The following is a 25762-nucleotide window of genomic DNA, read 5'->3' on the forward strand; positions in this document are numbered from 1 at the left end:
GCGGTCGACGAATCGACCGCCCCGGGTCATTACATCAGCGGATCCATGGAAAGAGCGGGGTGTCCCTTTTCCTCCAGCCACGGCCGGATTTCCTCTTCTGTGGTGCCGATGGTCTCGTCAGCGATCTTGTCGTAAAGATCCGGCACGCCCATGGCTTTTCCACGGGCCTCGATGCGCTCCTTGATCTCCTCCTTGAGCATCTTGGGCATCCAGACCATGCGCAGCAGACCGCCGTCACCCTTGATGAACTTGCCCTGGGTGATGTTGTACTTGGAGTGGCCCACAAAGCCCGGGGAAACCGCGCCGCCGCCCATCACACCGGCCAGGGTGGTAAACTTCATGCCGCAGGGGGTGTCGCCGGTGTAATCCCGGCCCACCGTCATGACGCCGTTCAACCCCGGCAGGGTGGCCGCGATACATTCGCAGCAGCCGCAGGTGGTCATGGGGTCATGCACCATGGAGTAGAGATTGTATTTTTCAACGGCACCACGGGATGTCTTGTAAACAAAATCGTTGACACCCTTCCACTGTCCCAGAACGGGATCAAGGCACTCACCCTTCTGAATCGGCTGGTTGGGGCCGGTGGGGTTGATCTCAAAGGAAGCCTTGCAGTCCATCCAGTTGTAGGCGCCGCACAGGCCGGTCCGCTCCGGGCTGACCGTGCACACGTGGTTGGGCGCAAAGGACTGGCACAGGGTGCAGGAGTAATAGGTCTCCACGTCGTCGTCGGTCATCTTGTCCACGCGCTCGTCTCTGCGCTTGTACTCGGCCCGGGCCGTTTCCGTGAGCTTGTCCACATCCTTCTTGTCCGTGTACAGGGTCACCTGGACCTTGTCCAAAATCTTGCCGAAGTCCTGATGCAGCTTCGCATGCAGCACAACACCGATATCTTTCAGGGTAAATCCCTTTTCCACGGCGGCCTTGCTCACGCGGACCCAGGATATGTCCCGCTGGCCGATGTGCATGACGCCCTGGATGTAGTTGACCAGGTGGTGCGTCTGGCGCTCGAGAATGGGCTCAAAGTCCTCCTGGAACTCGCGACCCGCGATCTGGACAAAGATACCCAGCGGCAGGGTGTCGCCTTCCTTGAGGTCGGGAATGTCCTTGCCCACCACGGTGACCTTGCCGTCTTCGATCTCCTTCATGTCGGCCGACTTGACCAGCTCGGTACACTGGGTCTTGCCGCCGCCCATCTGGGAATGCAGATCCTTACCACGGACCCGCTCACCTTCGTAAGCCGGACCAAAGGCACACGGAATATCAATTTCGGAAACCGTAACCTTCAGGCCGCGCACTTCCACGGACCGCTGCACCATCTCATCATGCGGCACATTGGCCACCACGTGTTCGTAGGTACAGATACCGGTGGGCAGAATTTCCGGAATGTCGGTGTCGGCCAGGGTCGGAAAACCCCAGTTGACGCAGCCGGCCGCCGCGCAGGCCCACTCGGTGCCGATGTCGCCCAGGGCGTTAACAAAGGCAAAGATACGGTTTTTGTTGTACATCAGTATTTTTTTATAGTCGCCGGGCTGAACACCACCAAAGGCCATGGCGGCCCGGTTGGCAAAACCCAGGGCAAACACCGCCGAGGAGATGTCCGGACCAAAGGGAACGATACGGGTGTTCCATCCGATCTGAACGCCGGCCTCAAGCAGCTGGTCAATGAGGCTGGTGCCGTTGTGATTGGCGGCGCAGAAGATGTAGAGGTTCCGTTTCTGATAGTCCTCCACGATCATCTTGGCGATCTCGGGATTCGGGGCCGCGCCCACCATGGCGGCAAAGCCGGGGGCCGAGCCGTCCACGAACTCCACGCCGCGTTTTCTCAGGATGATGTCGTCGGCCGGGCCGACCCACTTCTTGCCGTTTTCCAGGTCCGGGTCTTCCTCGGGAAAATAAAAATCCGGCTCCCGGACGATCCGTAAGGCCTCCTTGACTTCATAGGCCAGAATGGAAGCCATGCCGGCGTCCAGAAGCGGCCCCAGGTAGGGCAGATGGTTTTTGCCCTTGATGTGAGGGGGCAGCAGCTTGCGGGCAAACGCCATGGGCGCCTTCATGTCTTCCAGCGTCTCGACTTTCATGCCGGTCAGCGAATAGATAACCGGCAGATAGTAACCGGTATTGGGAAACTCCACCTTGGTATCCGCGCTCATGGACTCAAGCGCGTTTTCCAGCTCGCCCTCGACCTGGGATACCACTTTATAACCGCCCTGAATGGCGGCGAATGCAACCAACTTAGACATATCGTCCTCCTTCGTTGAGGATTTATTTAAAAAAAGAAATATCCACTATGCTTCCAGGGCCTGGCGGTCGGCCATATCCATGAGCACCCGCTCCCGGGCCTTGTCGATGCCCAGGGCCTTGCGCTTCTTGTCGATATGGGCGATCATCTTGTGGGCGTGCTTGATCGGATCGATTTCCAGGTCCCACATGCCGCCGTAGAGCTTTTCAAACTCATTGAAGATGTAGTTCTGGAAAACCGGTGCCCCCTCTACGGGAAGCCCCACGCCAAAGACCGTGTAGACACCGGACGCCACAAAGTAGTGGCCGATACTGATGGCCTTTTCGCTCATCCACTCGGGCGCGCTGCCGGCCACGGGCAGATCGGAAAGATCGTTGCCCAGGCCGCCGGCTTTGACCACCTCGGTGGCGGCCAGCAGAATGCGGCTGTTGTCCACGCAGGAGCCCAGGTGCAGAACCGGCGGAATACCCACGGTCTCGCACACCTCGGTCAAGCCCGGACCACAGTAAACACCGGCTGCCTCAGGGGTCAGCAGGCCTTCCATGGCGCAGGCAATGGCGTTGCAGCCGGTGGTCAGCACCAGAACGTCGTTCTTTATCAGTTCCTTGACGACGGTGATGTGGCCTTCGTTGTGCCGGGTCCGGGCGTTGTTGCAGCCCACCACGCCGGCCACGCCTCGAATGCGGCCGTTGATGATGTTGTCGTTCAATGTATAAAAGGTTCCCCGGAAGGAGCCGCCCAGGTGATACTCGATGGACTCCACGCCGAAGCCGGCCACCTGGGCCGCCTTGTGACGGGGAATCATGACCTCGGTTTTCCGGTTTTCAAAGTTGTCGATGGCCATCTTGACGATCTTCTTGGCATCATCAAGGGCATGGTGCTCGTCAAACTCGATATGGATCACGTTGTCCTGCTCCATCTTGGCGATGGGATGGGTGGTGATCAGCTTGGTGTGAAAACACTTGGCCACGTTGGCCAGGTTCTGGAAGATGCACTGAATGTCCACCACCATGGCGTCACAGGCGCCGGTGATGATGGCCAGTTCCTGCTGCAGAAAGGTGGCTGCCGTGGGAATGCCGTGGCGCTGAAGGATTTCGTTGGCCGTACAGCAGATGCCGCCCAGCTGAATGCCCTTGGCGCCCTTTTTCTTGGCATAATCGAGCATCTCCGGGGACTGGGCCACGGCCACGACGATCTCGGAAAGAACCGGCTCATGGCCGTGAACAATGATGTTCACATGGTCTTCCTTCATGATGCCCAGGTTGGCTTCGGACTGAATGGGAGACGGAGTGCCAAAAACAATGTCCTGCAGGTCAGTGGCCAGCATGGAGCCGCCCCATCCGTCGGCCAGGGCCGCCCGGGTACCCTGCTTGATAAGATTCCGGTAATCCTGGTCCACGCCCATGTGGGTGCGGTGCATGATTTCCACGATCTCCCGGTCGATGTTTCTGGGCAGGACGCCCATCTTCTTCCAGAGTTCGTACCGGGGCTTGGGGGCCCGCTTCAGGTAGAGCAGTTCACCCTCGGACTTACCCCATTCGTTTAACGCCTTTTCAGCGGTTTCCAGGGCGATCTCATCCATATCCCTGGCCTTGGTCTCGCCGTCCACTTCAACGGTGGTGGCCACGTCCAACGCCTCGGCCACGGCCAGAAGCTTCTGGGTATCCTTGATCTGATATGCATCGGTCTCTTTACGGGCCGCGGACATAAACACCTCGGCCACGGACCGGCCGTGATCGGAATGGGCGGATGCGCCACCGGCGATCATGCGGATAAAGTTTCTGGCCGCAATGGTGTTGGGTGTGGCCCCGCACAGACCCTTACGGGTATCCTCGCCCACGATTCCGCCCTTGGGCAGGGGCAGGCGGCAGGGTCCCATGGAACAGTTTTTACAACAGATTCCCGTTGCGCCGATGGCGCAGGGTTTCATGGCTTCAGCTCTGTCAAAGACAGTGTCGATCCCCAGTTCCTGTGCCCGGGCGATCATCTGCTGGGTGGCGGGATCGATTGACGCCTTGATGGGGTCAGCCAGTTTGGGCGCTTTGTCCGCCTTGGCTGCGACTGCTTTTTTTTCTTCATCTGCCATCAGAGGTTCCTCCTCGTGTTATATAATCTTTATTATGGTTTCGGCTTTCCGCCGGTGCATTATATGACAGTCACGCCACCATGCTAGCCGCGCTTGTGGAACCGGGCCAGGTTGACAAGAATCTCGTCAAGCCCGGACAGCACCTCGCCGGCCGGTGTCACTTTGATGGTTGACTTTACTGTGGGTTTCCGTGAGGCCGCCAGCTTTGCCTTTTCTTCGGCCCGTTTCAGGCGCAGGGCGTTTTCCTCTTCATCGCGCTTGGCCCGTGCCTCGGCTTCCGCCTTTTTCTGTGCTTCGGCCTCTGCCTTGGCCTTGGCTTCGGCTTCGGCCTTGGCTTTGGCGGCTGCCTCGACTTTTGCCTTGGCATCGGCTTCGGCCTGGGCCTTGGCATCCATCTCGGCTTTTACCTTAGCTGCGGCATCGGCCTTGGCGGCTGCTGCCGCATCCACGGCCGGGGCTGCAGGAGCTGCTGCCGCTGCCGGAGCCGCGGCAGGTGCTGCCGGGGCTGCCTTGGGCGCAGCCTTGGGCGCGGCCTTTGGGGCCGCCTTGGGCGCCGCCTTGGGGGCCGCCTTCTTGGGCGCGGCCTTCTTTTCTTCTTCCTTTATGGTCAGGTCGGGCTTGGGCGCCAGCTTTTCGTAATCGATCTTGGCTTCTGCCAACAGTTTCTTGGCGCCGGCAATATCGTCAACCTTGCCGCCATCGGCCAGCTTGTCGATAAACGAACGGACCATGCGCACTGCTTCGGGATGGCGCATGAAAAGGACATCACTGCCCGACATCAGGTAGGAAACAGCGCCCACGGCCTCCATCAGAATGCCCCGCCGCTCGGGATCGCCCAGTGTGGGGGCCTCATCCGCGGTCAGCTTGGCTTCCTTGGACTTCCAGACCTCGTTGCCCAGGTTGTTAACCATGGGGAACTGAAGCTTGTCGTCGCCCTGAGCCATGGCGGCCATGCGCAGCCGCTCCATGACCGAATAGGTGTATTCCAGACCGTAGCCCAGACCGCCGGTGGTTGGATCCACCAGCACGCGGTCCATGGGCATGCCCAGGTTTTCCAGCAGAATGTTGACCTGCTTGGCCAGGTTGACGTCGATGGGCGAAGAAGAGATCACCAGGTGACCGTATCCCATGGCAGCGGCGCCGATGGTTTTGTGGTTCTTCTCTTCCACCGGGCCCATGGTCAGGGTCAGGTCCTGGCAGTCTTCGGCGATCTTCTTGAAGACTTCGGCATCCTTTTCGACGTTGGCGGACCCCCAGATAATCAGGGGTACGTCAATGGCCGCGGCCACCTTTTTTACCGTGGCCACCGCGTCGGCGGGGCCGGCATTGTTGCCGTTGGGGTCGATGCTCTTGAGCTGGAGCACGATCATGTCCGCGCCGTAGTCCTTAACGCACTTCTTGGCCCAGGCCGCCGGATCACCGAGAACATCCTTGAACGGCGCGGTCGCCGACTCGGGCCAGTCTTCCGGTTTTATGTCCCAGATTTCCATGGCCACCTTCGGCTTGTTGGGCATTTCGCCTTCGAACAGATAAAAGGGATAACTGGTTTCACCACCGACCTTTACTGCTTTTTTCCCCTTGCCGATGGAGATCTCTTTTATGCTGCCGGCATAAGACTCTTTTGCAATTTCAAAACCCACAGCTGCCTCCTTACGTATGAAAATTTAGTCATTACCCGGCTGCCACTCCTTGAAAGAAGCCTGTTTTTAATTTGGTTACACGCTTTTTTCAGGTGCAGCCTTCCATAACCTGAATATATTCAACATGCCCGTTCGGGCAAAATAATTTGTATTTTCAAATATTTAAACATCAAAACCGGGTGAAACATCAAAACCAAAGAGAGAGTTTATACTGATAGAACAGCCATGTCAACAGAATTGAGCCAAAAAAAAGGCTATTGGTTTAAACTAGTTACAACCCACGAGAAGTGAAATGGGATGAAAAATGAAAGGGTTACCGTCCATGCCGCCGGCGTCGTTTCCGGCGGCATGGACGATAGCGTCTGACGCGTTTTTATGGAGGACTCAAAAATTAAATGCGCTATGTTTTCGTGCGGGGCGGCAGCAGGTGCTTACTGATCCGCTTCCAGCATGGCCATGGCCTCTGCCGCGCTGATGCCGTCATGCACGATGGCGCAGGCCGCTTTTACAAACAGCGAAGGCGTGCGGTGCTGAAAGGCGTTACGCCCGATGGACAAACCCTTGGCGCCGACCTGCATGGCGCCTTCGATCATCTCGAACATCTCTTTGTCCCCGGCCTTGCTGCCACCGGCGATCAGCACCGGCGCGGGACATCCCTCCACCACCCTTGCAAAGGACTCGGGGTCGCCGGTGTAGTTGGTCTTGACAAAATCGGCGCCCAGTTCCGCGCCGATGCGGGCCGCCAGCTTGACATGCTCAACGTCCTTTTCGTCGTCGATCTTGGGCCCCCTGGGATACATCATGGCGATCAGAGGCATGCCCCAGTAGATGCACTCCACCACCACTTTTCCGAAGTCCCTGAGCATCTCGGCCTCGTTCTCGTCGCCGATGTTGATATGGATAGAAACCCCGTCGGCCCCTACGCGCAGGGCGTTTTCCACGGTGTTGACCAGCACCTTCTTGTTGGGCTTGGGAGACAGAATACTGGCGGCGGACAGGTGCAGGATCAGGCCCACGTCCCGGCCGTAATTGCGGTGGCCGAACTTGGGAAGGCCCAAATGGCCAATCACCGCGTTGGCCCCGCCTTCGGCCACCATGTCCACGGCCGCCGACAGGTTGATCAGCCCGTCTATCGGCCCCACGGTCACCCCGTGGTCCATGGGAACGATCACGGTCTTGCCGGTGTTCCGGTTCATGATCCGCTCCATTCTTACCGCCTTGCCGCTGGTAAACATCGCCTGTTCTCCTTGCCTGTAAAGTTTTCTTGAACGAACCGGCATGCGGTCCGCCGCAATTGTTCTGCCTGTGTTTTTACCACAGGCCCAAAGGCAAGACAATCCCGCGTTTTAAATCGGGATCGACGTCGGGGTCGAGGTCGAGCACGAGTAAGAGTAAGAGTAAGAAAATAAGGTATGAGGTTATCGATACCGATACCGATTTCGATGGGGGATACCCTCCTTCACGATTCGAAGGGCCGGCCTTTGCGACCGGCCGGGGGGTGTTGAGCAGGGCATCGACCTGTTTGTAGTGTGCCCGTAAGGGCATTTTGTGCGGCCGGATGCCAAACGCCTGACGGCGTCACTACAAACGGGCCGGGACATCAAGACCAGGGCTGTGTTTCGGCCGGGGTGCCTAAAAATAGCGCGAGGGACCGGTGTGGACTTCCCAGCCCACTTCTTCATAGATCGTTTTGCAGTGGTCCACGGTGTCGCCCCGGCCCTGTTCGGTCTTTTCTTCGATATCTCTGGGATTGGCGCCCACTTCGGCCCAGAAAAGGTTGGCTCCGGCAAGCGCGCCCAGGGTGCAGGGCTCGTGGGTACAGTTACCCAGGGTGGTGCGGGGCATGGCCATGCGGGTGACAGCCACGATCTGGGCCATGCGCAGCTCGGAGATCATGCCCAGGGGTTCCAGGGGACCGCCGGGAATGGTGATGCGCCGGGCCGCGCCGCTGAAGGCCGGGGAAATGGAAGCGGTGAAAAGAATCCGGTCGGCGATCTCTTCGTTTGTGTGTTCCGGCCCCACCGGCTCCACGCAGGTGCCCACGGACAGGCCCGCCTCCTGAAAGTTGCGCATGCTGATCTTGCGCTGCTCCGGGTCCAGGTCGGTATCCACTCCTTCGCGCATGCGCAGGGCATGGTATACGCCTTTGTACCCGGCCTCCTTTATCTGCCGGGCCTGGGCAGGGGTTTTGTCTCCCACATTGGCGATCATCACCGTCTCTTTTTTCAGATTGTGCCGCACCTCTTTTGAGACGTCTAAAAACTTTTCAAACGGATAAAAAGCCGTGGTCATGACATAGATCGCATTGGCGCCGTTTTCTTCAAACAGCCGGGCCTGGGCCACGGCCTCGTCAACGGAAATCTCGGTGGCCTTTGAAAAAATTCTGCTGTCCGCGGAAAACGAACAGAACTTGCAGTTGCAGGCACAGGGGGCAAGGTTTAAGGCAAACTGGCCCTGAACCTCGGCCCGGTTGCCGGTAAGGTCCCTGGAGATGCGGTTTGCCTCGGCCAAAATCCGGTAAGTCTCGGGCGCGTTGGGCGCAAATTCCAGCATTTGAATCAGCTCTTCTTTGGAAAAAGCGCCGCTGTCCATGGATTTGCGTATCAGGTCATCAATATTCAAGAATGACTCCTTTCAAGTGTTTTATTGTGGCTCCCCTGCTCATGACAATCACATGGAGATGGCAACGTAAAAGTTCAAGATCAAGGCGCGCAAACCCCGAGGAATGAGGCGTACTGATCGTACGCCGCAGTGACGAGGGGTGCGGCGCAACACAGATATTGGGCTTTTACGTTGTCATCGTCAAGGTTTTCGAAAAACCGCCGCCGTGCTCAGGGCCACGCCGGGCCGGGCCACACGAACCAGGCCCGCGCTTTGCACAAAACCGGACAGCCGCTCAAAGTAACGGGGCTTTACATGGTTTTTGGGTTCGGCCAGAAAATAGTGGCCTTCCGGTTTGAGCATGTCCGCGACCTGGCGGACGGTGGACACCGGATCGGGCATCTCGTGCAGGGACCAGAAACTCAAGACAAAATCAACCGGACCAGAGACTCCCAGCACGTCCGGCCGGCACTGGTGGGGCATCACGATCCCGTCCACCCCGGCCCGTTTGAACCGGCGGGTCGCCACCTGCAATATTTTTTCCTGCACGTCCACGGCCCACACCCGGCCCGACGGCCCAACGATTTTTGCCATGCCGATGGAAAAATATCCCATGCCACACCCCACATCCACGGCTGTCATACCGGGTGCCAGGTACGCTGAAAACAGGTGGTGCGGGTTGTGAAACAGCCGGCGCAAAGGGTTGTCAAAAAAATAGGCCATCCACCAGGGGCACAGGTGAGTAAACTGGGTGTCAGTGCTCAATAGAGTCTCCTTCAGCGGTGGTATATATCATCGTCCTTGTCCGTTTTCTTACCCTTGCTCGTACTCTTACTCTTAATCCCCTGTCAGCTGTTACTCGATTAAGATTAAGAGTACGAGCAAGAGTAAGAGTAAGAAGAAGGGCCAGCACAGTCGGGGCCGTAACTTACCCAATCATCTCCTCAATCCGGGCCTGCAACTCCCGGTCAAACCCCCAGAACATGTGGTCTGCGCCCTGGACCACGGAAAGCCGGGCGGTTTTGTTCCAGCCGGGCACCAGAGCCCCGACCGGGCCCGGCGGCGCCAGGTCATCTGCCTCACCCACCACCACCCCGGCCAGTTGCGGAATCGATGTCACATCGTCAAACGACACAAAAATGACCGGCGGCGCCACCAGGATGACATGGTCCACTCCTGCCAGGCCTGCCGCGCACAGGGCGATCACCCAGGCGCCAAAGGAGTAACCGGAAAGGGCCACCGGCCCGATCCCCCGGTCCTGCATCCAGGCCAGGGCCGCGGCCACGTCCTCCTGTTCGCCCTCACCGTCGTCGTACCGCCCGGTACTGGCGCCGGTGCCGCGAAAGTCAAACCGCAGCGCGGCATACCCTTTTTCACGGTAGGCCCGGGCAATGGTTTCCACCACCGGATTGTACATGTTGCCGCCGTACAGGGGGTGAGGATGGGTGATGACCACGCCTTTTTTGCCAAGCCCCTCGTCAAAAAGGCCGGACAGGGTGATGTCGCCGCATGGGATGGATACTTTTTGTTCCAACTGTTTCTCCGGTGTTCAGGGTCGTTGAATGGAAAATGCCCGGCCCTTGTATGGCAACCGGCCTCCATTGTTGTTTTCGATTTCGATCTCGATAGCGATAGCGATTTGGATTCAGCTGCCGGTCATCGCCCCGAACCAAGAGCCTCCAGCATTTCCGGCCCCAGGGCCTCGACCTGCCACCGTCTCACGCCCTCGACCCGGCCCAGGTCGGCCAGGGTTTTCGGCCCCTCCTGGGCTACGGCCGTCACCAGGGACTTGGGAAAGAGCAGGCCCGGGTCCAGGCACAGCCGGGTGGCCGCCTTTTCCCGCCACTGCTTTAAAATCTCCACCCGGCGGGCCGCGGCCCTGGGCAGGGCCGGCTGCCGGGTCCGGGGATAGACCGGCAGTTGACTGTCCGGCAGGACCATGGCCCGTTCAACAGCGGCCAGGACCCCGTCGGCCACCATGGGAAGCTGCTTTTTTGAAAACACGCCCATGGCCTCCAGGGCCTTCCGGTTCCGGGGCCGCTCCTGGGCCAGCCTGAGCAGGGCATCGTTGCCCATGACCTTGAACGGGGGGCGGTCTTTTTTCCGGGCCATCTTCTGTCTTGCAACCAGCAGGGCTTCCAGCACGGCCAGGGTGCGCCGGCTCAGGCGGCCAGCCCCTTTGAACCGGACAAACAGGGGCGTGTCTTCCCCGTTTGCGTACCGGACGCGGCTTAAAAGTTCGCACTCCTCGGCCACCCATTCGGCCCGGCCCATCTGCTGCAACTCATTTTGCAACTGATGGTAAAGGTCCACCAGGTAACGCACGTCCAGGGCCGCGTAGCTCAGCATCTTTTCCGGCAGGGGCCGCTGGGTCCAGTCCTGCTTGCGGCACCCCTTGTCCATGGTGACGCCGAACCGCCTGTTCACCACGTCGTTGAGCCCGGTGGATTGAACCCCCAGAAACCGGCTGGCGATTTCGCTGTCAAACAGGCCGGTGATGGTGATGCCGAAATCCCGGTAAAGGGACCGGACATCGTAATCGGCGCCGTGCAACACCTTTATGACGCCGGGATCGGCAAAAAAGGGTTTTAAGGAGGAAAGATCGGAAAGGGCCAGGGGGTCGATCAAAAAGGCGTCACCGTTTACGCCGATCTGGATCAGGCAGACCTTTTCCGTAAAATGGTGCAGGGAGTCGGCCTCCAGGTCCACGGCCACCACCGGCACCCGCTCAAGGCGGTGGACCACCTGCGCAAGGCCGGAAGGGGTGTTTACAAAGGTGAAGGGCTGCTGGGGGTCATCTGCCATGAGAGCTCGTTGTCAATGCGCGGGCAGCCGGTCTACTGCATGTTCTTGCGTCTCTTTTCAAGCTGAATGTCCAGTCGTTTGAGCTTTTCTATCACGTTTTTATGGTCCTGGTTCTCCTGCTCCAGGGCCGCGGCCTGCTGCTTCAGTTTTGCGTTCTCCAGGTCCACGGCCGCGGCACGGGCCGCACACGCATCAAGCTGGACCAGAAGGGCCGATACGAAGCGGCCGTCCACCGGCGGTTGCATATCGGCACAGTCCTTCATGCAGGAAAGGGCCTTTTTGTAATCGGGCCCGGGGTTGTCCGGATGGGCGTAAAGCATGGCCAGCTGCACCAGAAGCCGCCCCTTTTCTTCCGGCGGAATGGTCCAGGCCAGGCGCTCTTCAAGCTGGGCGATCCGGCCGGCAATGTCCTCTTTTCCCTCTGCCGGGTAAGGCGCGGGCCGCGGGGACGGGCCCATGGCGCATCCGGTCAGCAGCAGAAGGCCCGTGCCGACCAACAACACGGCCATCGGCCTGATTATGATGAAATAATAGTTTTTATTGCGTTCCACAAAAATCCCCGTAGCCATCAAGCGGAGGGGTGTTCCCGCCGGTCTACCAGAAAGAGGCTGCCCGGAACGGTCTTGGCATACTCCTTGAGTTCCGCCGCAACCTCGCCGATCCGCACGCTGTTGATCTCCTTCTGGCTCAGGTTGGTCACCACCGCAATGGAGACCGTCATAAGGGGAAACTGCTCCTGCTTTCCCTGCCGTGTTTTGGCGATGACATAACCCCTGTCTCTGTCTTCGGGATCATAGAACGTAGGGGATTTTCTGTCAAATGCCTCGATGATGGCCTGGCACACCTGGCCATACCGGTCCGGGTGAAGGATCACCGCAAAATCGTCGCCGCCGATATGGCCGACAAAGGCGTCTTCAGTACCGTGGTCGGCAATGGCCGATTCCAGTATCTTTCCCGTGGCCTTGATCACCTCGTTGCCCCTGGCATAACCGTACCGGTCGTTAAACGCCTTGAAGTTGTCGATATCCACCAGGCAGAAGGCGATATCCTGCTGCTGGGCCAGACGGGTCTCCAGCACATTTTCAATGGCCACGCCGCCGGGCAGCCGGGTCAGGGGGCTGGCGTCCAGATCCATCACCTCCAGCCGGGCAAGGCGCTGGGCCATGGCGATAAAGGCCCTGGCCAGCATGCCGAACTCATCCTTCTGCCGCAGGTCAGGGACAAAATCGAACTGCCGCTCGGAAAACTTGGCCGTGGCCAGCTTGAGCTGGGCAATGGAGCGGGACATGCTGCGCGTGATGATGTAGGCCGACCCGATGCCCAGGCAGATACCCAGGGCCGACAGCAGGGCTGCCACGTGAAAGGCCCTCATGCTGGCCGCATCGGTCCGCCGGCTTTTTTGCGCCAGCCCCTCCCTGGCCTCCTGTGTCATGGCCTTTATGATTGCCAGCTGATCATCCAGGCCCTGGCGAATCCGGTCGTCATACACAGCGCCGGCCGTGGCCAGCTCCTTTTCCGGCAGATCGAAAATCCCGGCATAAAGGGCGGTAAAATCATCGTGGCGGGCCTTCAAACTCCTGATAAGGGACAGATCCATCTCGTCCACCCGGGCCAGAGTGTCAAGGGTATTGTCGATCTCGGTGCTGCGGGTTTGAAACAGCTCTTTCATTTCATCGCTTTTCATGATCAGGTAACGGCGGCCATAGGCCTCCTGGGCCAGCAGGTTCTGGGTGAGGCTGTCCGTGGCCTCGATCACCACCATGTCGCCGGTCACAATGCTGCGGCTGATATCGCCCAGCTCACTCAGAGAGGAGAGGGTGTAGACCGAGATAAGAACGATGATAATCGCCAGGGGAAGATAGGCCAGGGTCATGCGGGTGGCGATGGTCAACCCGAAAAACCGGTCCAGAAACCGGTCTTTGAAGTCAGCAAGCTTTGGCAGCCCAATGGTCTTCATAATGCCCTTACCACCAGAGCACAAAACCGGCGCTCTTGATTTTTTACTTGACCCGCATGATGGTATTTCATTATTTATAGGCTTTGCCGATTTTTGTCAAATATTGAAATTTTTTAAAAACTTCTTCTGGCCCCCGCGGCGGAGAACAACATGATCACCATCACGCTTCCCGACAGCAGCACGAAAACCTTTGACGGTCCGGTGACGGGAGAACAGATAGCAAAAAGCATTTCAGAAGGTCTTTGGCGGGAGTGCGTGGCCGTTGAGGTGGACGGCGCGGCCATGGACCTGTCCGAACCCATTGCCACCGACGCCGCGGTCCGGCTGATCACCACCCGGGACCCGGAGGGGCTGCACATCATGCGCCACAGCGCGGCCCATGTCATGGCCGAGGCCGTGCAGAGAGTTTTTCCCGATGCCGAGCTGACCATCGGCCCGGTGGTGGAGGACGGGTTCTATTACGACATCGACATGGAGCCGGTGTCCGAGGAGATCTTTTCCAGGGTGGAGGCTGAGATCAAAAAGATCGTTTCAGCCAAAATCCCTTTTGTCCGCAAAGAGGTGGACAAGGCCGAGGCCCTGGATCGTTACAGGGACCAGCCCTACAAAACAGAAATTCTCAACGAGATCGAAGACGACACGGTATCGCTGTACACCAACGGCGACTTTACCGACCTGTGCCGGGGACCCCATGTACCCCACACCGGGTTTGTGCGGGCCGTGAAATTGACCAAGATATCCGGGGCCTACTGGCGGGGAGACCAGAACCGGGAGCAGCTGCAGCGGCTTTACGGCACCGCCTTTTTCTCCAAAAAGGAGCTGGACGCCTACCTGACCCTTATCGAAGAGGCCAAAAAAAGGGACCACCGCAAGCTGGGGGCCGAACTGGACCTGTTCAGCTTTCACGAAGAGGCTGCGGGCATGCCCTTTTTTCACCCCAACGGCATGAAGCTGTGGAACGCCCTGCTGGACTACTGGCGCCTTGAACACCGGGCCGCCGGCTACGTGGAGGTGAAGACCCCTGTAATGCTGGACCGGGCCCTGTGGGAAAAAAGCGGCCACTGGGAAAACTACCGGGAAAACATGTACGTGTCGGTCATTGACGACAACCAGTACGCCATTAAGCCCATGAACTGCCCCGGCGGCATGCTGCTTTACAAGGAGAAACGCTACTCCTACCGGGACCTGCCCCTGCGGGTGGCCGAAATCGGCCTGGTGCATCGGCATGAGCTCAGCGGCGTGCTCTCCGGCCTGTTCCGGGTCCGGGCCTTTCACCAGGACGACGCCCATATCTTCATGACGCCGGACCAGATCGAGCAGGAGATTTTCGGGGTGCTCAAGCTGGTGGAGACCATCTACAGCACCTTTGGCCTGGGCTTTCACCTGGAGCTCTCCACCCGGCCGGCCAAGTCCATCGGCACGGACGAACAGTGGGTAAAAGCCACAGCCGGCCTGCGGGCCGCCCTGGACGCCTACGGCAAAGGGTACGCGGTCAACGAGGGAGACGGTGCCTTCTACGGCCCCAAGATCGACGTGCACATCAAGGACGCCCTGGGCCGGACCTGGCAGTGCGGCACCATTCAGCTGGACATGTCCCTGCCGGAGCGGTTCGACCTCTCCTATATCGACGCGGGCAGTGAAAAGCAGCGGCCCGTGATGATTCACCGGGTGATCTACGGCTCCATTGAGCGGTTTTTAGGCATTCTCATTGAGCACTTTGCCGGAAAGTTCCCGCTGTGGCTGGCGCCGACCCAGGCCGTGCTGCTGCCCCTCAATGACGACATGATTCCCTATGCCCGCGAGGTGCGGCAGGAGTTTGAACAGGCCGGCATTCGGACCGAAATCGACGACCGCTCCGAAAGCCTGAACAAAAAGGTACGCCAGGCCCAGATCGACAAGATTCCGTTGATTATCACCCTCGGCGGCAAGGAAAAAGAGGCGCGCACCCTTTCCGTCCGGACCCTGGACGGGCAGGTGCGCCACGGCGTTAGCCATGAAGCGTTTTTCGCCGTTGCAAAAGAACATATTGCAAAAAGATTGCAGACCCCGGTGGTCTTTGCATAATTCACAGGAAGCAGTGCGCGGCACTGTTTCGCGGAGGGAAAATGGAGATGGAAAAACGCACCCCGGTACTGGACGGCCAGGGCATCAACACGGTCCTGATTCGCTTGGCCCGGGAGATCATCCAGCGCCACACCAACCTGGAGCCGCTGGTAATCATCGGGGTCCACACCCGGGGGGTCCACCTGGCCCGGCGACTGGCCGACACCATTGCCGAGATCAACGGCAGGGCCATTCCCACCGGAGACATCGACATCACCCTGTACCGGGACGACTGGACCAAGATCGGGTATTCGCCGGTGGTCCAGTCCACCCAGATCGGGTTTCCCATTGATGACAAAACCGTGATCCTGGTGGACGACGTGCTGTTTACCGGCCGCACCACCCGGGCGGCCCTGGACGCGCTCACCGACTTTGGCCGGCCCGCCAAGGTGGAGCTGGCCGTGCTGGTGGACCGGGAGGGCATGCGGGAGCTGCCCATTCAGGCTGACTACGTGGGCATGTTCGTAAAAACCGACAAGGCTGAAATGGTCAATGTACTGTTGTCAGAAACCGACGGTGAAGACGCGGTGGTTGTCAATACACCCTGAAGAATGACAAAAAGCCAAAACCCGGACGGTTTCGTAAAACGTTCAAGTTCAAGGCGCGCAAATTCCGAGGAATGAGGCGTACTTGTCGTACGCCGCAATGACGAGGGGTGCAGCGCAACACAGAAATTGGGCGTTTTACGAAGCCGCCAAGCTTAAAGCGAACAACTAACATGGGTACCCACGATCACAAAAAAGCGGCCCCCCGGCGGTTGGACATCGGCATTCTGACCGTGTCCACCACCCGCTCCCTGGCCGACGACAAAAGCGGCCACTGGATGGCGGGCCGGGCCAAAAAGGAGGGCCACACCGTGGTTTTCCACGACGTGGTCACCGACAGCGTACCGGCCATTCAAAAGGTGTTGTGCGACGCCATCAACACCCACCGGCCCCAGATAATGATTCTCACCGGCGGCACCGGCATCACGCCGCGGGATGTCACCATTGAGGCGGTGCGCCCCCTGTTCAAAAAGGAACTGACCGCCTTTGGTCCGGTGGTGGCCCAGCTCAGCCTGGAGGATATTGACTCGGCGGCCATCCTGTCCCGGTCCGTTGCCGGCATCGCGGCAAAGACCGTGGTGTTCTGCATTCCCGGCAGCCTGGCGGCCTGCAAACTGATCTGCAAGGCGGTTATTTTTCCCGAGGCGGGACATCTGGCCAAACATGTGAGTGAATGAATGATGGCTTTGTAAAACGCCCAATTGCTGTAGTGTCCTTTTCTTTGGCGCAAAGAAAAGGACCAAAAGAAACATGTCCTTGCAGCTTGGCCACGCCACAGGCGTGGCTTCCCTCGCGCAAACGCTTTTTTCGGCGCGGGCAGGAACTCGTTCGCCTGCGGCGAACTCAAACAGCCTGCCCGCTTTTCCCGAAAAAACCGCCCGCGCTCAGCTGCGCTGCAACGGACGGGGCAACACGATATGTTCGATTGCCGTTTTCCCTGTCCGGATAATTGTGCTGGGTATTAATATAGCTGTATAATAGCGGTTAGATAAAAAATATGATTAACAAAAATGATCTCAAAATCATACTAATCTCTTTTGTACTGATTTTTTCAGTACAGTTTATATTCGTTGCCATTGAAACGGCATTGCAGTTTTTAGGTATAACATTAGCAGCGCCACTTTTCTTTTATGTCCTGTATGGGTATTCACCATTAGCCTTTACGGGCTTGTATATTGGTTGGACCAAAACAAGTTCGAAAACTAAAGTCTGTTTATTGGCTAGCTTGTTTTATATTTTAAAAAGATTTTGTTTCGGTGGCTTTGAAACAGATTCTAGGCACAACTTTTCGGAATACAACTTTATGATTGTACTGAATTTGACAGCCCTCAGTTTTTTGATAATTCTTGGGGCTAATACTCTTTCACAACAAATCAAAAAAATTAAAAACACCTAACCTGCCGCTTCGCGCGAGTGGGCAGAATCGATGGCTTTTCAAAACGTTCAAGTGCAAGGCGCGCAAGCCCCGACGAAGAGGCTGTACTTGATGTACGCCGATTGAGGAGGGGCGCGGCGCAACACAGCAATTGGACGTTTTGGGAAGCCATCTTCAGGCGAAGACTATGATTATAACTGAAATTTTGGCCCGCAACGCCCGCATGTACGGCCATGAGGTCGCCCTTGTGGAACGCAGCCCGGCGGAGAACCTGCGCCGTCAGATCACCTGGTCCGAGTTTGACCGGCAGAGCGACCAGGTGGCAAACGCCCTGGTCGGCCTGGGCATCGGCAAGGGGGACCGGGTGGTCCACCTGATGACCAACTGCCTGGAGTGGCTGCCCATCTACTTCGGCATTCTGCGCACCGGTGCCTGGGTGGTGCCGTTGAACTTCCGGTTTGTGGCCACGACCATTCAGAAATGCGTGCAAACGGCTGAGGCAAAAGTGATCTTTTTCGGCGAAGAGTTTATCGACCGCATTCACGCGGTCAAGCCGGAGCTGGACAAAACCGTGCACACCTATATCTTCACCGGCAGCGAGGCTGCGGCCCCGGATTACTGCAAGACCTACAAACAGTTGCTGGAAACAACGGCGCCGGTCCGGCCGGACGTTCCCCTCTTTCTGGAAGACAGCGCGGCCCTCTATTTTACCTCCGGCACCACCGGCGACCCCAAGGCCACCCTGCTGACCCACAAGAACCTGGAGTTTGCCTGCTACGTGGAAAACCACCACCACCGCCAGACCCATGAAGACAACTTTCTGTGCATTCCCCCGCTCTACCACACCGGCGCCAAGATGCACTGGTTCGGCAACTTCATCGTGGGCGCCAAATCCGTAATCATGAAGGGCGTGGAGCCCCGGTGGATCATTGAGGCCGTGTCCGAGGAGAAGATCACCGTGGTCTGGCTGCTGGTGCCCTGGGCACTGGACCTCCTGTTTGCCATTGAGAATAAGGACATTCGGCTGGACGACTTTCAGCTGGACCAGTGGCGGCTCATGCATATCGGGGCCCAGCCCGTGCCGGCCAGCCTGATCCGGGAGTGGAAAAAGATCTTTCCCCACCACGACTACGACACCAACTACGGCCTTACGGAAAGCACGGGCCCTGGGTGCGTACACCTGGGCATGGAAAACATGCACAAGGTGGGGGCCATCGGCAAGGCCGGGTTCGACTGGGAGACCCGCATCGTGGACGAGGCCCTGACCCCGGTCAAACAGGGAGCGGTGGGAGAGCTGATCATTCGCGGCCCCGGCGTGATGAAAGAATATTACAAAAACCCCGAGGCCACGGCCGCGGTCTTAAAAGACGGGTGGCTCCTCACCGGTGACATGGCCCGGGAAGACGAGGACGGCTTTATCTGGCTGGTGGATCGTAAAAAAGACATCATCATCACCGGCGGAGAGAACATCTATCCCGTGGACGTGGAGGAGTTTCTGTTCACCCATCCCAAAATTCACGACGCCGCCGTGATCGGCCTGCCCAGCCTGCGCCTGGGGGAAATCGCCGCGGCCATCATCCAGGTCAAGGAGGGCCAGACCCTGACCAAGGAGGAACTGGTCGCCTTCTGTGAACAGCTGCCCCGGTACAAGCGGCCCCGCAAGTTTTTCTTCGACAAAATTCCGAGAAACCCCACCGGCAAAATCGAAAAGCCCAAACTGCGACAGAAATACGGCGGCGCAGAGGAGAGCTTTCAGGTCAAGTAGGTAGTTTCCATCCATAAATGGCCTTTTTCCGCAATCTCTGCGTCAAACTGCGGGCTTCCTTGTGCGGCGTACAACAGTACGCCTCCGCGTCAGCCCTTGTTTTCCTTGATCTTGCAAAAAAATTCTCATTTCTGGATTGGAAACACCATGTGGTGTCATCCATGTTACATGGATGGACACTAAGTAAGGTCTTCTGCCGGAAGTTAAAATCCAAATCGAAATCGGGGTCGCTATCAATGGCCCCATACCCTATTTTCTTGCTCTTGATCATAATCGTGACCCTGATCGAGCCTGATCCCGATAGCGACAGCGATTTGAATAAACAAGGAGGGTGTTATCCGCTTCGGCCCAGGGTAAGGGCCATAAACCCGCCGAAGCCGACACACCATGCGTTGATCAAGCCGTTGGTGACCAGTTCAACCGGGGAGGCGGCATAGATGCCGTTCTGAAGGTTGAAGGAAAAATCCAGCAGGCCCAGAAAGATCAGGCCCCCGGCGCAGACAAGGGAAAGAGACCGGCCCCCGGCTTTACCTGCAAGGAGCAGGCACCCGGCCACAACCAGGCCCACCGCAAGTACGCTGTCAGGAAAAGGAAAGGCGTGCTCGTAGGCAAAGTAGCATTCCGGCGGGTTTTGAGGGGCCAGGCCGATGGTGAAAAAGGCGGCCCAGAACAGCAGAATGCCGATGCCGGTGGCAACTTGCAGCAGGGCTGTGGCCCGGCCCCGCCTATTCACTGTTTTTCTCCACTGCCGTCACAATGGATTCGGCGATCTTTTCCGCGGATTTGCCGAACAGGTCCTGGATGTCCACCTGTTCAAGAAAACTGTCCTGCCACACCACGCTGCTCTCCTGGACAATGTTCTTGATGCGCTCGGCCTTGCCGCCCAGGGCCTTTTTCTTTTCAAACAGGGTGGCCTCTTTTCTGAACCCGATGTTGAGCAGCAGAATGAACCGGATCATGCCGCCCCGGGCCGGAGAAGCCGACAGCACCGGGATCACAACGATATGGCGGTCGTCCTTGCGGCCCTTGCCGATATAGACGTTGCCCTCCCGCACAATGATCTTCTTGGTGCCCTTGAGCCGTTTGTCGGACTCCACCCGGGACGGTATCTCGGCCAGAACCCCGGTCTTTTTGATAATGGCGATGGTGGTCTCGTCCGTGGGCTCGCCCAGCAGGTTCAAGTGGTCCACCTTGTAAAGAATGGCGCCCTTGATTTCCGATACAATGAGCTGAACGTTTCGAAGCACCACGATATTGGTGTTGGTGAGCTGGGAGATATGCAGATCAAAGCCGGCCAGGGTTTCAAACAGAATGCCCTCCATGGTCTCTTTTGTCCGGCTGGTGCCCACGGTCACGGTTTTGGCCTGGTGCTTGATGGCGTCCACGGGCCGGGCCATGTGGTTGATGGAGCGGCCCAGGTATTCAAACAGGGTGTCGATCATGTTGGGGGCCGTGCCTTTTTTGCCGAAGTCCAGTTCAAAATCGGAAAAGGGCAGCCGGCCGGACAGGTACTTGAGCAGCAGGGCCAGGTCCGAAGCCAGGGAGATGGCCGCCGGACAGTCGGCGTCATGCCGCCGGGACCGGAACACGGTGTAAAACCGGGCGATTTTTTCACGGAACCCGTTTTCAAGCAGAATTTCAAAAAGGTCCAGTCCCTTCTGCATGTAAGCGGTAATGTCGCCACGCACTGTTTCCCGGAATTCGTGAAGCAGCCGGGCCCCTTTGTTAATGGCCAGGGCCGCGTAGTATCCCCACAGGTGGCCGGCAAAGGTGTTGACAATGGGGCCGAAGTGTTCGGCCACCTGGGGCACGGGAATCACGGCCTCGGCATAGGGGGCAAACCGTTCTTCTCCCTCGTCGGTGATGACGATGGGCACGGCCTTGTGGGCTTTGAAAATCGCGGTGTCCTTGACGATGTCCTCCAGGACCCGGGAACGGGACCCGGCCGCGCACACGATGATCAGGGGCTCGGCGGAAAGGTCGATATGCTTCTTGTCCTCCACGTAGTCCGAGGAGATGGTCTTGTAGCACAGTTCGCTGAGCTTGATCCGGATTTCATCGGCCGCCGCCTTGTTGGGGCCGCTGCCCACCACGGCCCAGTAGGTCCGGGCCGAGGCCAGCCGGTCGGCGCAGGCGGAGATGGCATCCCGGCGGGTGAAGATCCGCCGCAGGCAGGCGGGCAGCCGCAGCATCTGTTTGATCTCGCTGGTGATAAACTCACCGTCCCTGGCGCCCCGAATGCGGGCCAGGGCAAGTCCCAGCAGCGCCCCGGCCACCACCTGGGAGTAGAAGGCCTTGGTGGAGGCCACCGACATCTCGATGTCCCGGCCGGTGCTGGTGTAGATTACGCCGTCCACCTTGAAGGTGATATCCGAATCCCGGCGGTTGACAATGGCCAGAGTGTGGGCCCCCCGTTTTTTTACCATGTCCACGGCCCGGTTGGTGTCGGTAGTGGTGCCGGACTGGCTGATGGCGCACACCAGGGTATCGGCCAGGGTGTCCGTGCCGGCATGTTCCATCATGTCCAGGCCGCTGAGTTCCGACGCCTTCAGCGCCCGCACCCCCATGGAGGGATCGGCAAGGTAGTACTCCAGGATACCGGCGCAGGCCAGGGCCGCCACCCCCGCTGTTCCCTGGCCGATAAAGAAAATGCGGCGGATCGTGCCGTCGGCCATGGCCCGGCACAGGGCCGGCGGCAGGCTGGCCTTCTCCAGGGCGACTTCCAGGCCCTGGCCGCCATCCACGGTTTTCCAGCGGTTGTAAAGGGTCTTTTCAATGGCCGCCGGGGCCTCGGAGATCTCTTTTAAAAAATAGTGGGAATAGCCCTGGCGGTCCACGTCCCTGGAGGTGATGTCGGTGGTCAGGGCCTGGTGGGCTACGACGGCCACCGGGGTGCCGTCGTAGCACAGGGTCTTTACGCCGCCGACACCACCGCTTCCGGCCCCGTCCAGGATCACGATCTGGCCGCTGCCGGCCGTGCCCGAGCCGTTGGCGTTCATTTTGACAAAATCGGCGGTCTCTTCCACGATACCGTAAAGCTCGGAGGAGACAATATAGTGGTCCGGCGCCAGGCCCAGAAACAGGGCCTGGCCGCTGCCCTTCTGGGCAAAAAACATTTTACCCGGCGCCAGGCTGGTCTGCATGGAGATGGCGTGGGAGCCCTTGAAATCGTTTACCGCCAGGCGAAAGGCGGATTCAATGTCATGCCCCTGTTCCAGGTGGACCTGAACGCGCAGGGCGATGATCTTGGTGTCGGTGGTGATCTCTTCGGGAACCGGGTTGTTTGATGATTCGTATTCCGCCTTGAGCTCCTGGAAGTTGTCGATGTCACCGTTGAGGCAGACCTGGATAACCGGATGGTCCGGCGGTTCCCGGTCCGTGGTCCGGCTGTCCTGGGGGTGGCAGTTGGCTTCGGTGATGGTGCCCACCGATGCCCACCGGGTGTGGGCCGACAGGGTGCAGTGGCGCACAGGGCTCTCCAGCAGGCGCCAGAAGAGGGAGTCTCCCTGAATCTGCTCCCGCAGAAACCGCACATTGTCGCCCAGGCTGCCAATTTCCGCGGCCACCTTGTAGACAAAGGCAAGGCAGACCGGCGCTTTCAGGCCGGTACGGGAAAGGGCGACAGAGCGGTTTGAAAGTATGCGAGGGTTGGTCCGCTGCGCAAACTCTTTGTCAAGGCCGGCCTGGGCAAGGGAAGCGGAAAACCGGTCAAACGCCGGGGCATCCAGAACCGCCATGACGGAGATGCCGGCCGAGTCCCGGCCCCGCACCTCCAGCCGGTCCAGGCTGTTAAACGTGGTGTTGATTTTTCTGACAAGGCAGGCGGCGGAAAAAGAAAGGTTCCGGCCCCCGGCAAGGGCACCGACTTTTTTTACGTTGTCGCACACCTCGGTTTCCAGGCACCAGCAGATGTCCCGAAGCGTTTCCAGGCGGTCAAAAGCCGCGGCAGCGACAGCGGCTTCCATTTGACCGGCCTGCCGGTCCATGGCATCGGCTTCGGCGTCGATCAGCCCCCGAAACCCTATTCCCAGGTCGCACACCGCCTTTGCGGCGTCGGCATGGGCATAAAGATGGAAAAAAGCGGCGTCGGTTTTCAGGTCACGGGCGGCTTTTGCCAGGGCGTCACAAACGGCGTCGCCGCCCAGGTAACGGTCCGCTGAAAAGCCGCCGGCTTCGATCATTCGGTCCAGCGTGGTTTCCCGCACCCGGTCGACCATGTCCTGAAGGACCGATACGTCAACAACCGGCGCCGGTCCGGCCCCGTTTTGAAACGGAACAATGGCGACAATGCCGCACATGAAGGCTCCCCTCTCTTATGAAAACTACATGCGCCGATACAGCTCTTTGATCCGCTCTTTGGGCATGACGGTCTGCCAGTCTTTGCCCAGGGCGTTCTCCCACAGGGGCGCCAGGCCAAAGGCCACGTTGGTCATGGTGTCAAGCTGCTCTTCGGTCAGGTCCTTTGTGATGTTGCGCGGCAACTCGATTTTGATTTTCTCCAGCATGGCCCGGAACTCGGCCACGCCCTCGGGATAGAACGCGTCCAGGTAATCAAAAACAATGGAGTTGCCGATACCGTGGTGCACGCCCAGCACAAAGGCCAGGCCGTAGGACATGGCGTGGCAAACCCCCACCTGGGAGTAGGCGATGCTCATGCCGCCGAAATAGGAGGCCATCATCAGCCGGTCGTCGCTGTCCGGCCAGTCCTCCAGGTAGACCTGGCGGCAGAGCTCCAGGGCCTTTTCACCGTAAGCCTGGCTGAATGCGTTCAAAAAGGTGCCCTGAAGCGACTCCACGCAGTGAATGTAGCAGTCCATGCCGGTGTAGAACCACTGGTCTTTGGGAACGCCGGCGATCAGCTCGGGATCCAGCACCACCTGGTCGAAAACCGTGTGGTCGGAGTTGATGCCCAGCTTCTTGGTGGGCCCGGTGAGAACAGTGGTGCGGGAGACCTCGGCCCCGGTGCCGGACAGGGTGGGAATGCCGACATGGTAGACCGCCGGAATCTTGATCAGGTCCCATCCCTGGTAGTCCGCGGCCGAGCCGGGATTGGTCAGCATCAGGGAGACCGCCTTGGCCAGGTCCAGGGTGGACCCGCCGCCGATGCCGATCACGCCGTCGGGCAGGCCGGAGGCGTGGCCCTTTACCTGGGCCACCAGGCTGTCCACGTACTTGGTCTTGGGCTCGTCATCCACATTGACAAAAATGGTCAGGTCGCCTTCTTTGGCCGGCACCCGGCCGCTTAAGGCCTTGCCCTTGAACACGTCATCCACCAGGAACACCATGAAGGCATCTTTTCTTTTTGCCGAAAGAATGTCGTCAAGCTGGTTAAACGACCCCCTGCCGAACACCACACTGGAAATCATGCGAAAGTTTCGAAACATGGCTCACCTGTTACTTTGAAAAGAGGGTTCTTATTTTTTCAATCCTGTCGGCCAGCTGGTCCGGGCTCCAGGACAGCTTGATCTGCATGGAGATGCACCGGGACATGATGGTGTCGGAACGGGGCATGTCCACCGTTGAATAGTCGGGAAAGTTATCGGCCAGGGAGGCCGGCACCCGGGCCGCTGCCACCATCTTTTTCAGGTGGTGCCACTGGCGGATGTAGTGCCAGTTGTTGGCATACCAGTAGAAACAGCCGTCCACGCCGGCATCGGCCAGGTCTTTGGCCGCCTGCCGGGTCTGTGCTTCATCGGGCAGGAAAAAGGAGAGAAAGGTGGCTGAGTCGCCTGCCGGGTCGGGAATATGCCGGAAGGAGATTTTTGTAAATTCGGCCATGGCCGATTTGATCGCATTTTTGTTGGCCCGCTGGACGGCAAGAATATGGTCCAGCTTGCGCAGCTGGGCCACGCCCACGGCGGCGTTGAGCTCGCTGATGCGGTAGTTGGCGCCCAGCACGATATGGTCCTCCTTGCCCCGGTCGTTGCCGATGTGGTCATGGCCGTGGTCGGCATAGGCGTCGGCCTTCACGTAGCAGTCCCGGTCGTCGGTGATCATGCCGCCGCCCTCTCCGCAGGTGATGGTTTTGACCGGGTCAAAAGAGAAACACCCGGCTTTTCCGAACCGGCCCAGGCTTTTGCCGCCGAAGGTGGCGCCGATGGACTGGCAGGCATCTTCGAGCAGGACCAGCCCTTTTCGGTCGCACAACTCCTTGAGCGCGTCGATTTGCGCCATGCTGCCGCACATGTGTACCGGCATCACCGCCTTTGTGCGGGGGGTGATGGCCTTTTCAACGGCCTCCGGGTCCAGGCAGAGGGTCTCGTCGATCTCCGCGAACACCGGAATGGCCCCGGCATTGAGCACCGCCTCGAAGGAGGCCACAAAGGTGAAGGGCGGTATGATCACTTCATCACCGGCGCCCACGCCGCAGGCGGCCATGGCCACGGAAAGGGCCGCGGTGCCGCTGGAGCAGAGCAGGGCAAACCCGGCGCCGGTGCGCTCACACAGCTCCTTTTCAAAGGTTTTCGCCTTCCAGTGACCGTTTCGGGCCGCGTCAAAGCCGTACCGGAACAGCACGCCGGTGGACAGCACGTCGTTTACCTCTTTCCTCTCCTCGTCGCCGAAAATTTCAAATCCGGGCATTTTGTTCTCCTTGTATCTTATTTAGTTTCCATCCATAAATGGCCTTTTTCCGCAATCTCTGCGT

General features: G+C 58.8%; 19 protein-coding genes. 5 read left to right on the top strand and 14 right to left on the bottom strand.

The window, feature by feature from the left end:
* Window positions 1-29: 29 nt before the first annotated feature.
* From acsB to DOLE_RS17705, 10 genes are all read right to left on the bottom strand, one after another.
* Window positions 30-2240: an acetyl-CoA decarbonylase/synthase complex subunit alpha/beta gene (acsB, locus tag DOLE_RS16380; RefSeq protein ID WP_012176597.1), complete on the bottom strand. Its 2211-nt coding sequence runs from the start codon at window positions 2238-2240 to the stop codon at window positions 30-32.
* Between the two features lie 45 nt (window positions 2241-2285).
* Entirely contained in the window at window positions 2286-4325 is a 2040-nt protein-coding gene (gene cooS, locus DOLE_RS16385; protein ID WP_012176598.1) for an anaerobic carbon-monoxide dehydrogenase catalytic subunit, read from the bottom strand.
* A gap of 83 nt (window positions 4326-4408) precedes the next feature.
* Entirely contained in the window at window positions 4409-5965 is a 1557-nt protein-coding gene (locus DOLE_RS16390) for an acetyl-CoA decarbonylase/synthase complex subunit delta (RefSeq protein ID WP_012176599.1), read from the bottom strand.
* 431 nt (window positions 5966-6396) lie between these two features.
* Window positions 6397-7200 carry a 2-amino-3,7-dideoxy-D-threo-hept-6-ulosonate synthase gene (locus DOLE_RS16395; RefSeq protein ID WP_012176600.1) on the bottom strand — a complete coding sequence of 268 codons (804 nt, stop codon included), beginning with the start codon at window positions 7198-7200 and terminating at the stop codon, window positions 6397-6399.
* Between the two features lie 397 nt (window positions 7201-7597).
* Window positions 7598-8587 (bottom strand): radical SAM protein, encoded by a 990-nt coding sequence (locus DOLE_RS16400; protein ID WP_012176601.1) that lies wholly within the window; start codon window positions 8585-8587, stop codon window positions 7598-7600.
* A 180-nt stretch (window positions 8588-8767) separates the two neighbouring features.
* Complete coding sequence (locus tag DOLE_RS16405) at window positions 8768-9331, bottom strand: class I SAM-dependent methyltransferase (RefSeq protein WP_012176602.1); 564 nt, start codon at window positions 9329-9331, stop codon at window positions 8768-8770.
* A gap of 163 nt (window positions 9332-9494) precedes the next feature.
* A complete protein-coding gene (locus DOLE_RS16410) occupies window positions 9495-10100 on the bottom strand; it encodes an alpha/beta hydrolase (RefSeq protein ID WP_012176603.1) in 606 nt (201 codons plus the stop codon).
* 122 nt (window positions 10101-10222) lie between these two features.
* A complete protein-coding gene (locus DOLE_RS16415; RefSeq protein ID WP_012176604.1) occupies window positions 10223-11371 on the bottom strand; it encodes a ribonuclease D in 1149 nt (382 codons plus the stop codon).
* 32 nt (window positions 11372-11403) lie between these two features.
* The gene (locus tag DOLE_RS16420; protein ID WP_012176605.1) at window positions 11404-11922 is read right to left on the bottom strand and encodes a hypothetical protein; all 519 of its coding nucleotides are present in this window, start codon (window positions 11920-11922) and stop codon (window positions 11404-11406) included.
* 17 nt (window positions 11923-11939) lie between these two features.
* Complete coding sequence (locus DOLE_RS17705; protein WP_012176606.1) at window positions 11940-13328, bottom strand: GGDEF domain-containing protein; 1389 nt, start codon at window positions 13326-13328, stop codon at window positions 11940-11942.
* A 150-nt stretch (window positions 13329-13478) separates the two neighbouring features.
* Here DOLE_RS17705 and thrS point away from each other — a divergent pair, with 150 nt between their 5' ends.
* From thrS to DOLE_RS16450, 5 genes are all read left to right on the top strand, one after another.
* Window positions 13479-15392 (top strand): threonine--tRNA ligase, encoded by a 1914-nt coding sequence (gene thrS / locus DOLE_RS16430; RefSeq protein WP_012176607.1) that lies wholly within the window; start codon window positions 13479-13481, stop codon window positions 15390-15392.
* 41 nt (window positions 15393-15433) lie between these two features.
* Window positions 15434-15979: a bifunctional pyr operon transcriptional regulator/uracil phosphoribosyltransferase PyrR gene (gene pyrR, locus DOLE_RS16435; protein ID WP_012176608.1), complete on the top strand. Its 546-nt coding sequence runs from the start codon at window positions 15434-15436 to the stop codon at window positions 15977-15979.
* A 170-nt stretch (window positions 15980-16149) separates the two neighbouring features.
* A complete protein-coding gene (locus DOLE_RS16440; protein ID WP_012176609.1) occupies window positions 16150-16653 on the top strand; it encodes a MogA/MoaB family molybdenum cofactor biosynthesis protein in 504 nt (167 codons plus the stop codon).
* Window positions 16654-16973: 320 nt separating this feature from the next.
* Window positions 16974-17372 carry a hypothetical protein gene (locus DOLE_RS16445; protein ID WP_012176610.1) on the top strand — a complete coding sequence of 133 codons (399 nt, stop codon included), beginning with the start codon at window positions 16974-16976 and terminating at the stop codon, window positions 17370-17372.
* A 166-nt stretch (window positions 17373-17538) separates the two neighbouring features.
* Window positions 17539-19116 carry a class I adenylate-forming enzyme family protein gene (locus DOLE_RS16450; RefSeq protein WP_012176611.1) on the top strand — a complete coding sequence of 526 codons (1578 nt, stop codon included), beginning with the start codon at window positions 17539-17541 and terminating at the stop codon, window positions 19114-19116.
* Window positions 19117-19450: 334 nt separating this feature from the next.
* On the opposite strand, the gene DOLE_RS16460 is transcribed toward DOLE_RS16450, so the two are convergent.
* From DOLE_RS16460 to DOLE_RS16475, 4 genes are read right to left on the bottom strand one after another with little or no spacing between them, the layout of a single operon-like run.
* Window positions 19451-19849: a hypothetical protein gene (locus tag DOLE_RS16460; protein ID WP_012176613.1), complete on the bottom strand. Its 399-nt coding sequence runs from the start codon at window positions 19847-19849 to the stop codon at window positions 19451-19453.
* Window positions 19842-23414, bottom strand: a complete 3573-nt coding sequence (locus DOLE_RS16465) for an SIS domain-containing protein (RefSeq protein ID WP_012176614.1) — start codon at window positions 23412-23414, stop codon at window positions 19842-19844. Before DOLE_RS16465 ends, DOLE_RS16460 begins: the two co-directional genes overlap by 8 nt.
* Before the next feature lie 24 nt (window positions 23415-23438).
* A complete protein-coding gene (locus tag DOLE_RS16470) occupies window positions 23439-24500 on the bottom strand; it encodes an iron-containing alcohol dehydrogenase family protein (RefSeq protein WP_012176615.1) in 1062 nt (353 codons plus the stop codon).
* 10 nt (window positions 24501-24510) lie between these two features.
* Complete coding sequence (locus tag DOLE_RS16475; protein ID WP_012176616.1) at window positions 24511-25698, bottom strand: DegT/DnrJ/EryC1/StrS family aminotransferase; 1188 nt, start codon at window positions 25696-25698, stop codon at window positions 24511-24513.
* Between the last annotated feature and the right edge of the window lie 64 nt (window positions 25699-25762).

Origin of the sequence: Desulfosudis oleivorans Hxd3, from assembly GCF_000018405.1 — a bacterium.
GTDB classification, from domain to species: domain Bacteria; phylum Desulfobacterota; class Desulfobacteria; order Desulfobacterales; family Desulfosudaceae; genus Desulfosudis; species Desulfosudis oleivorans.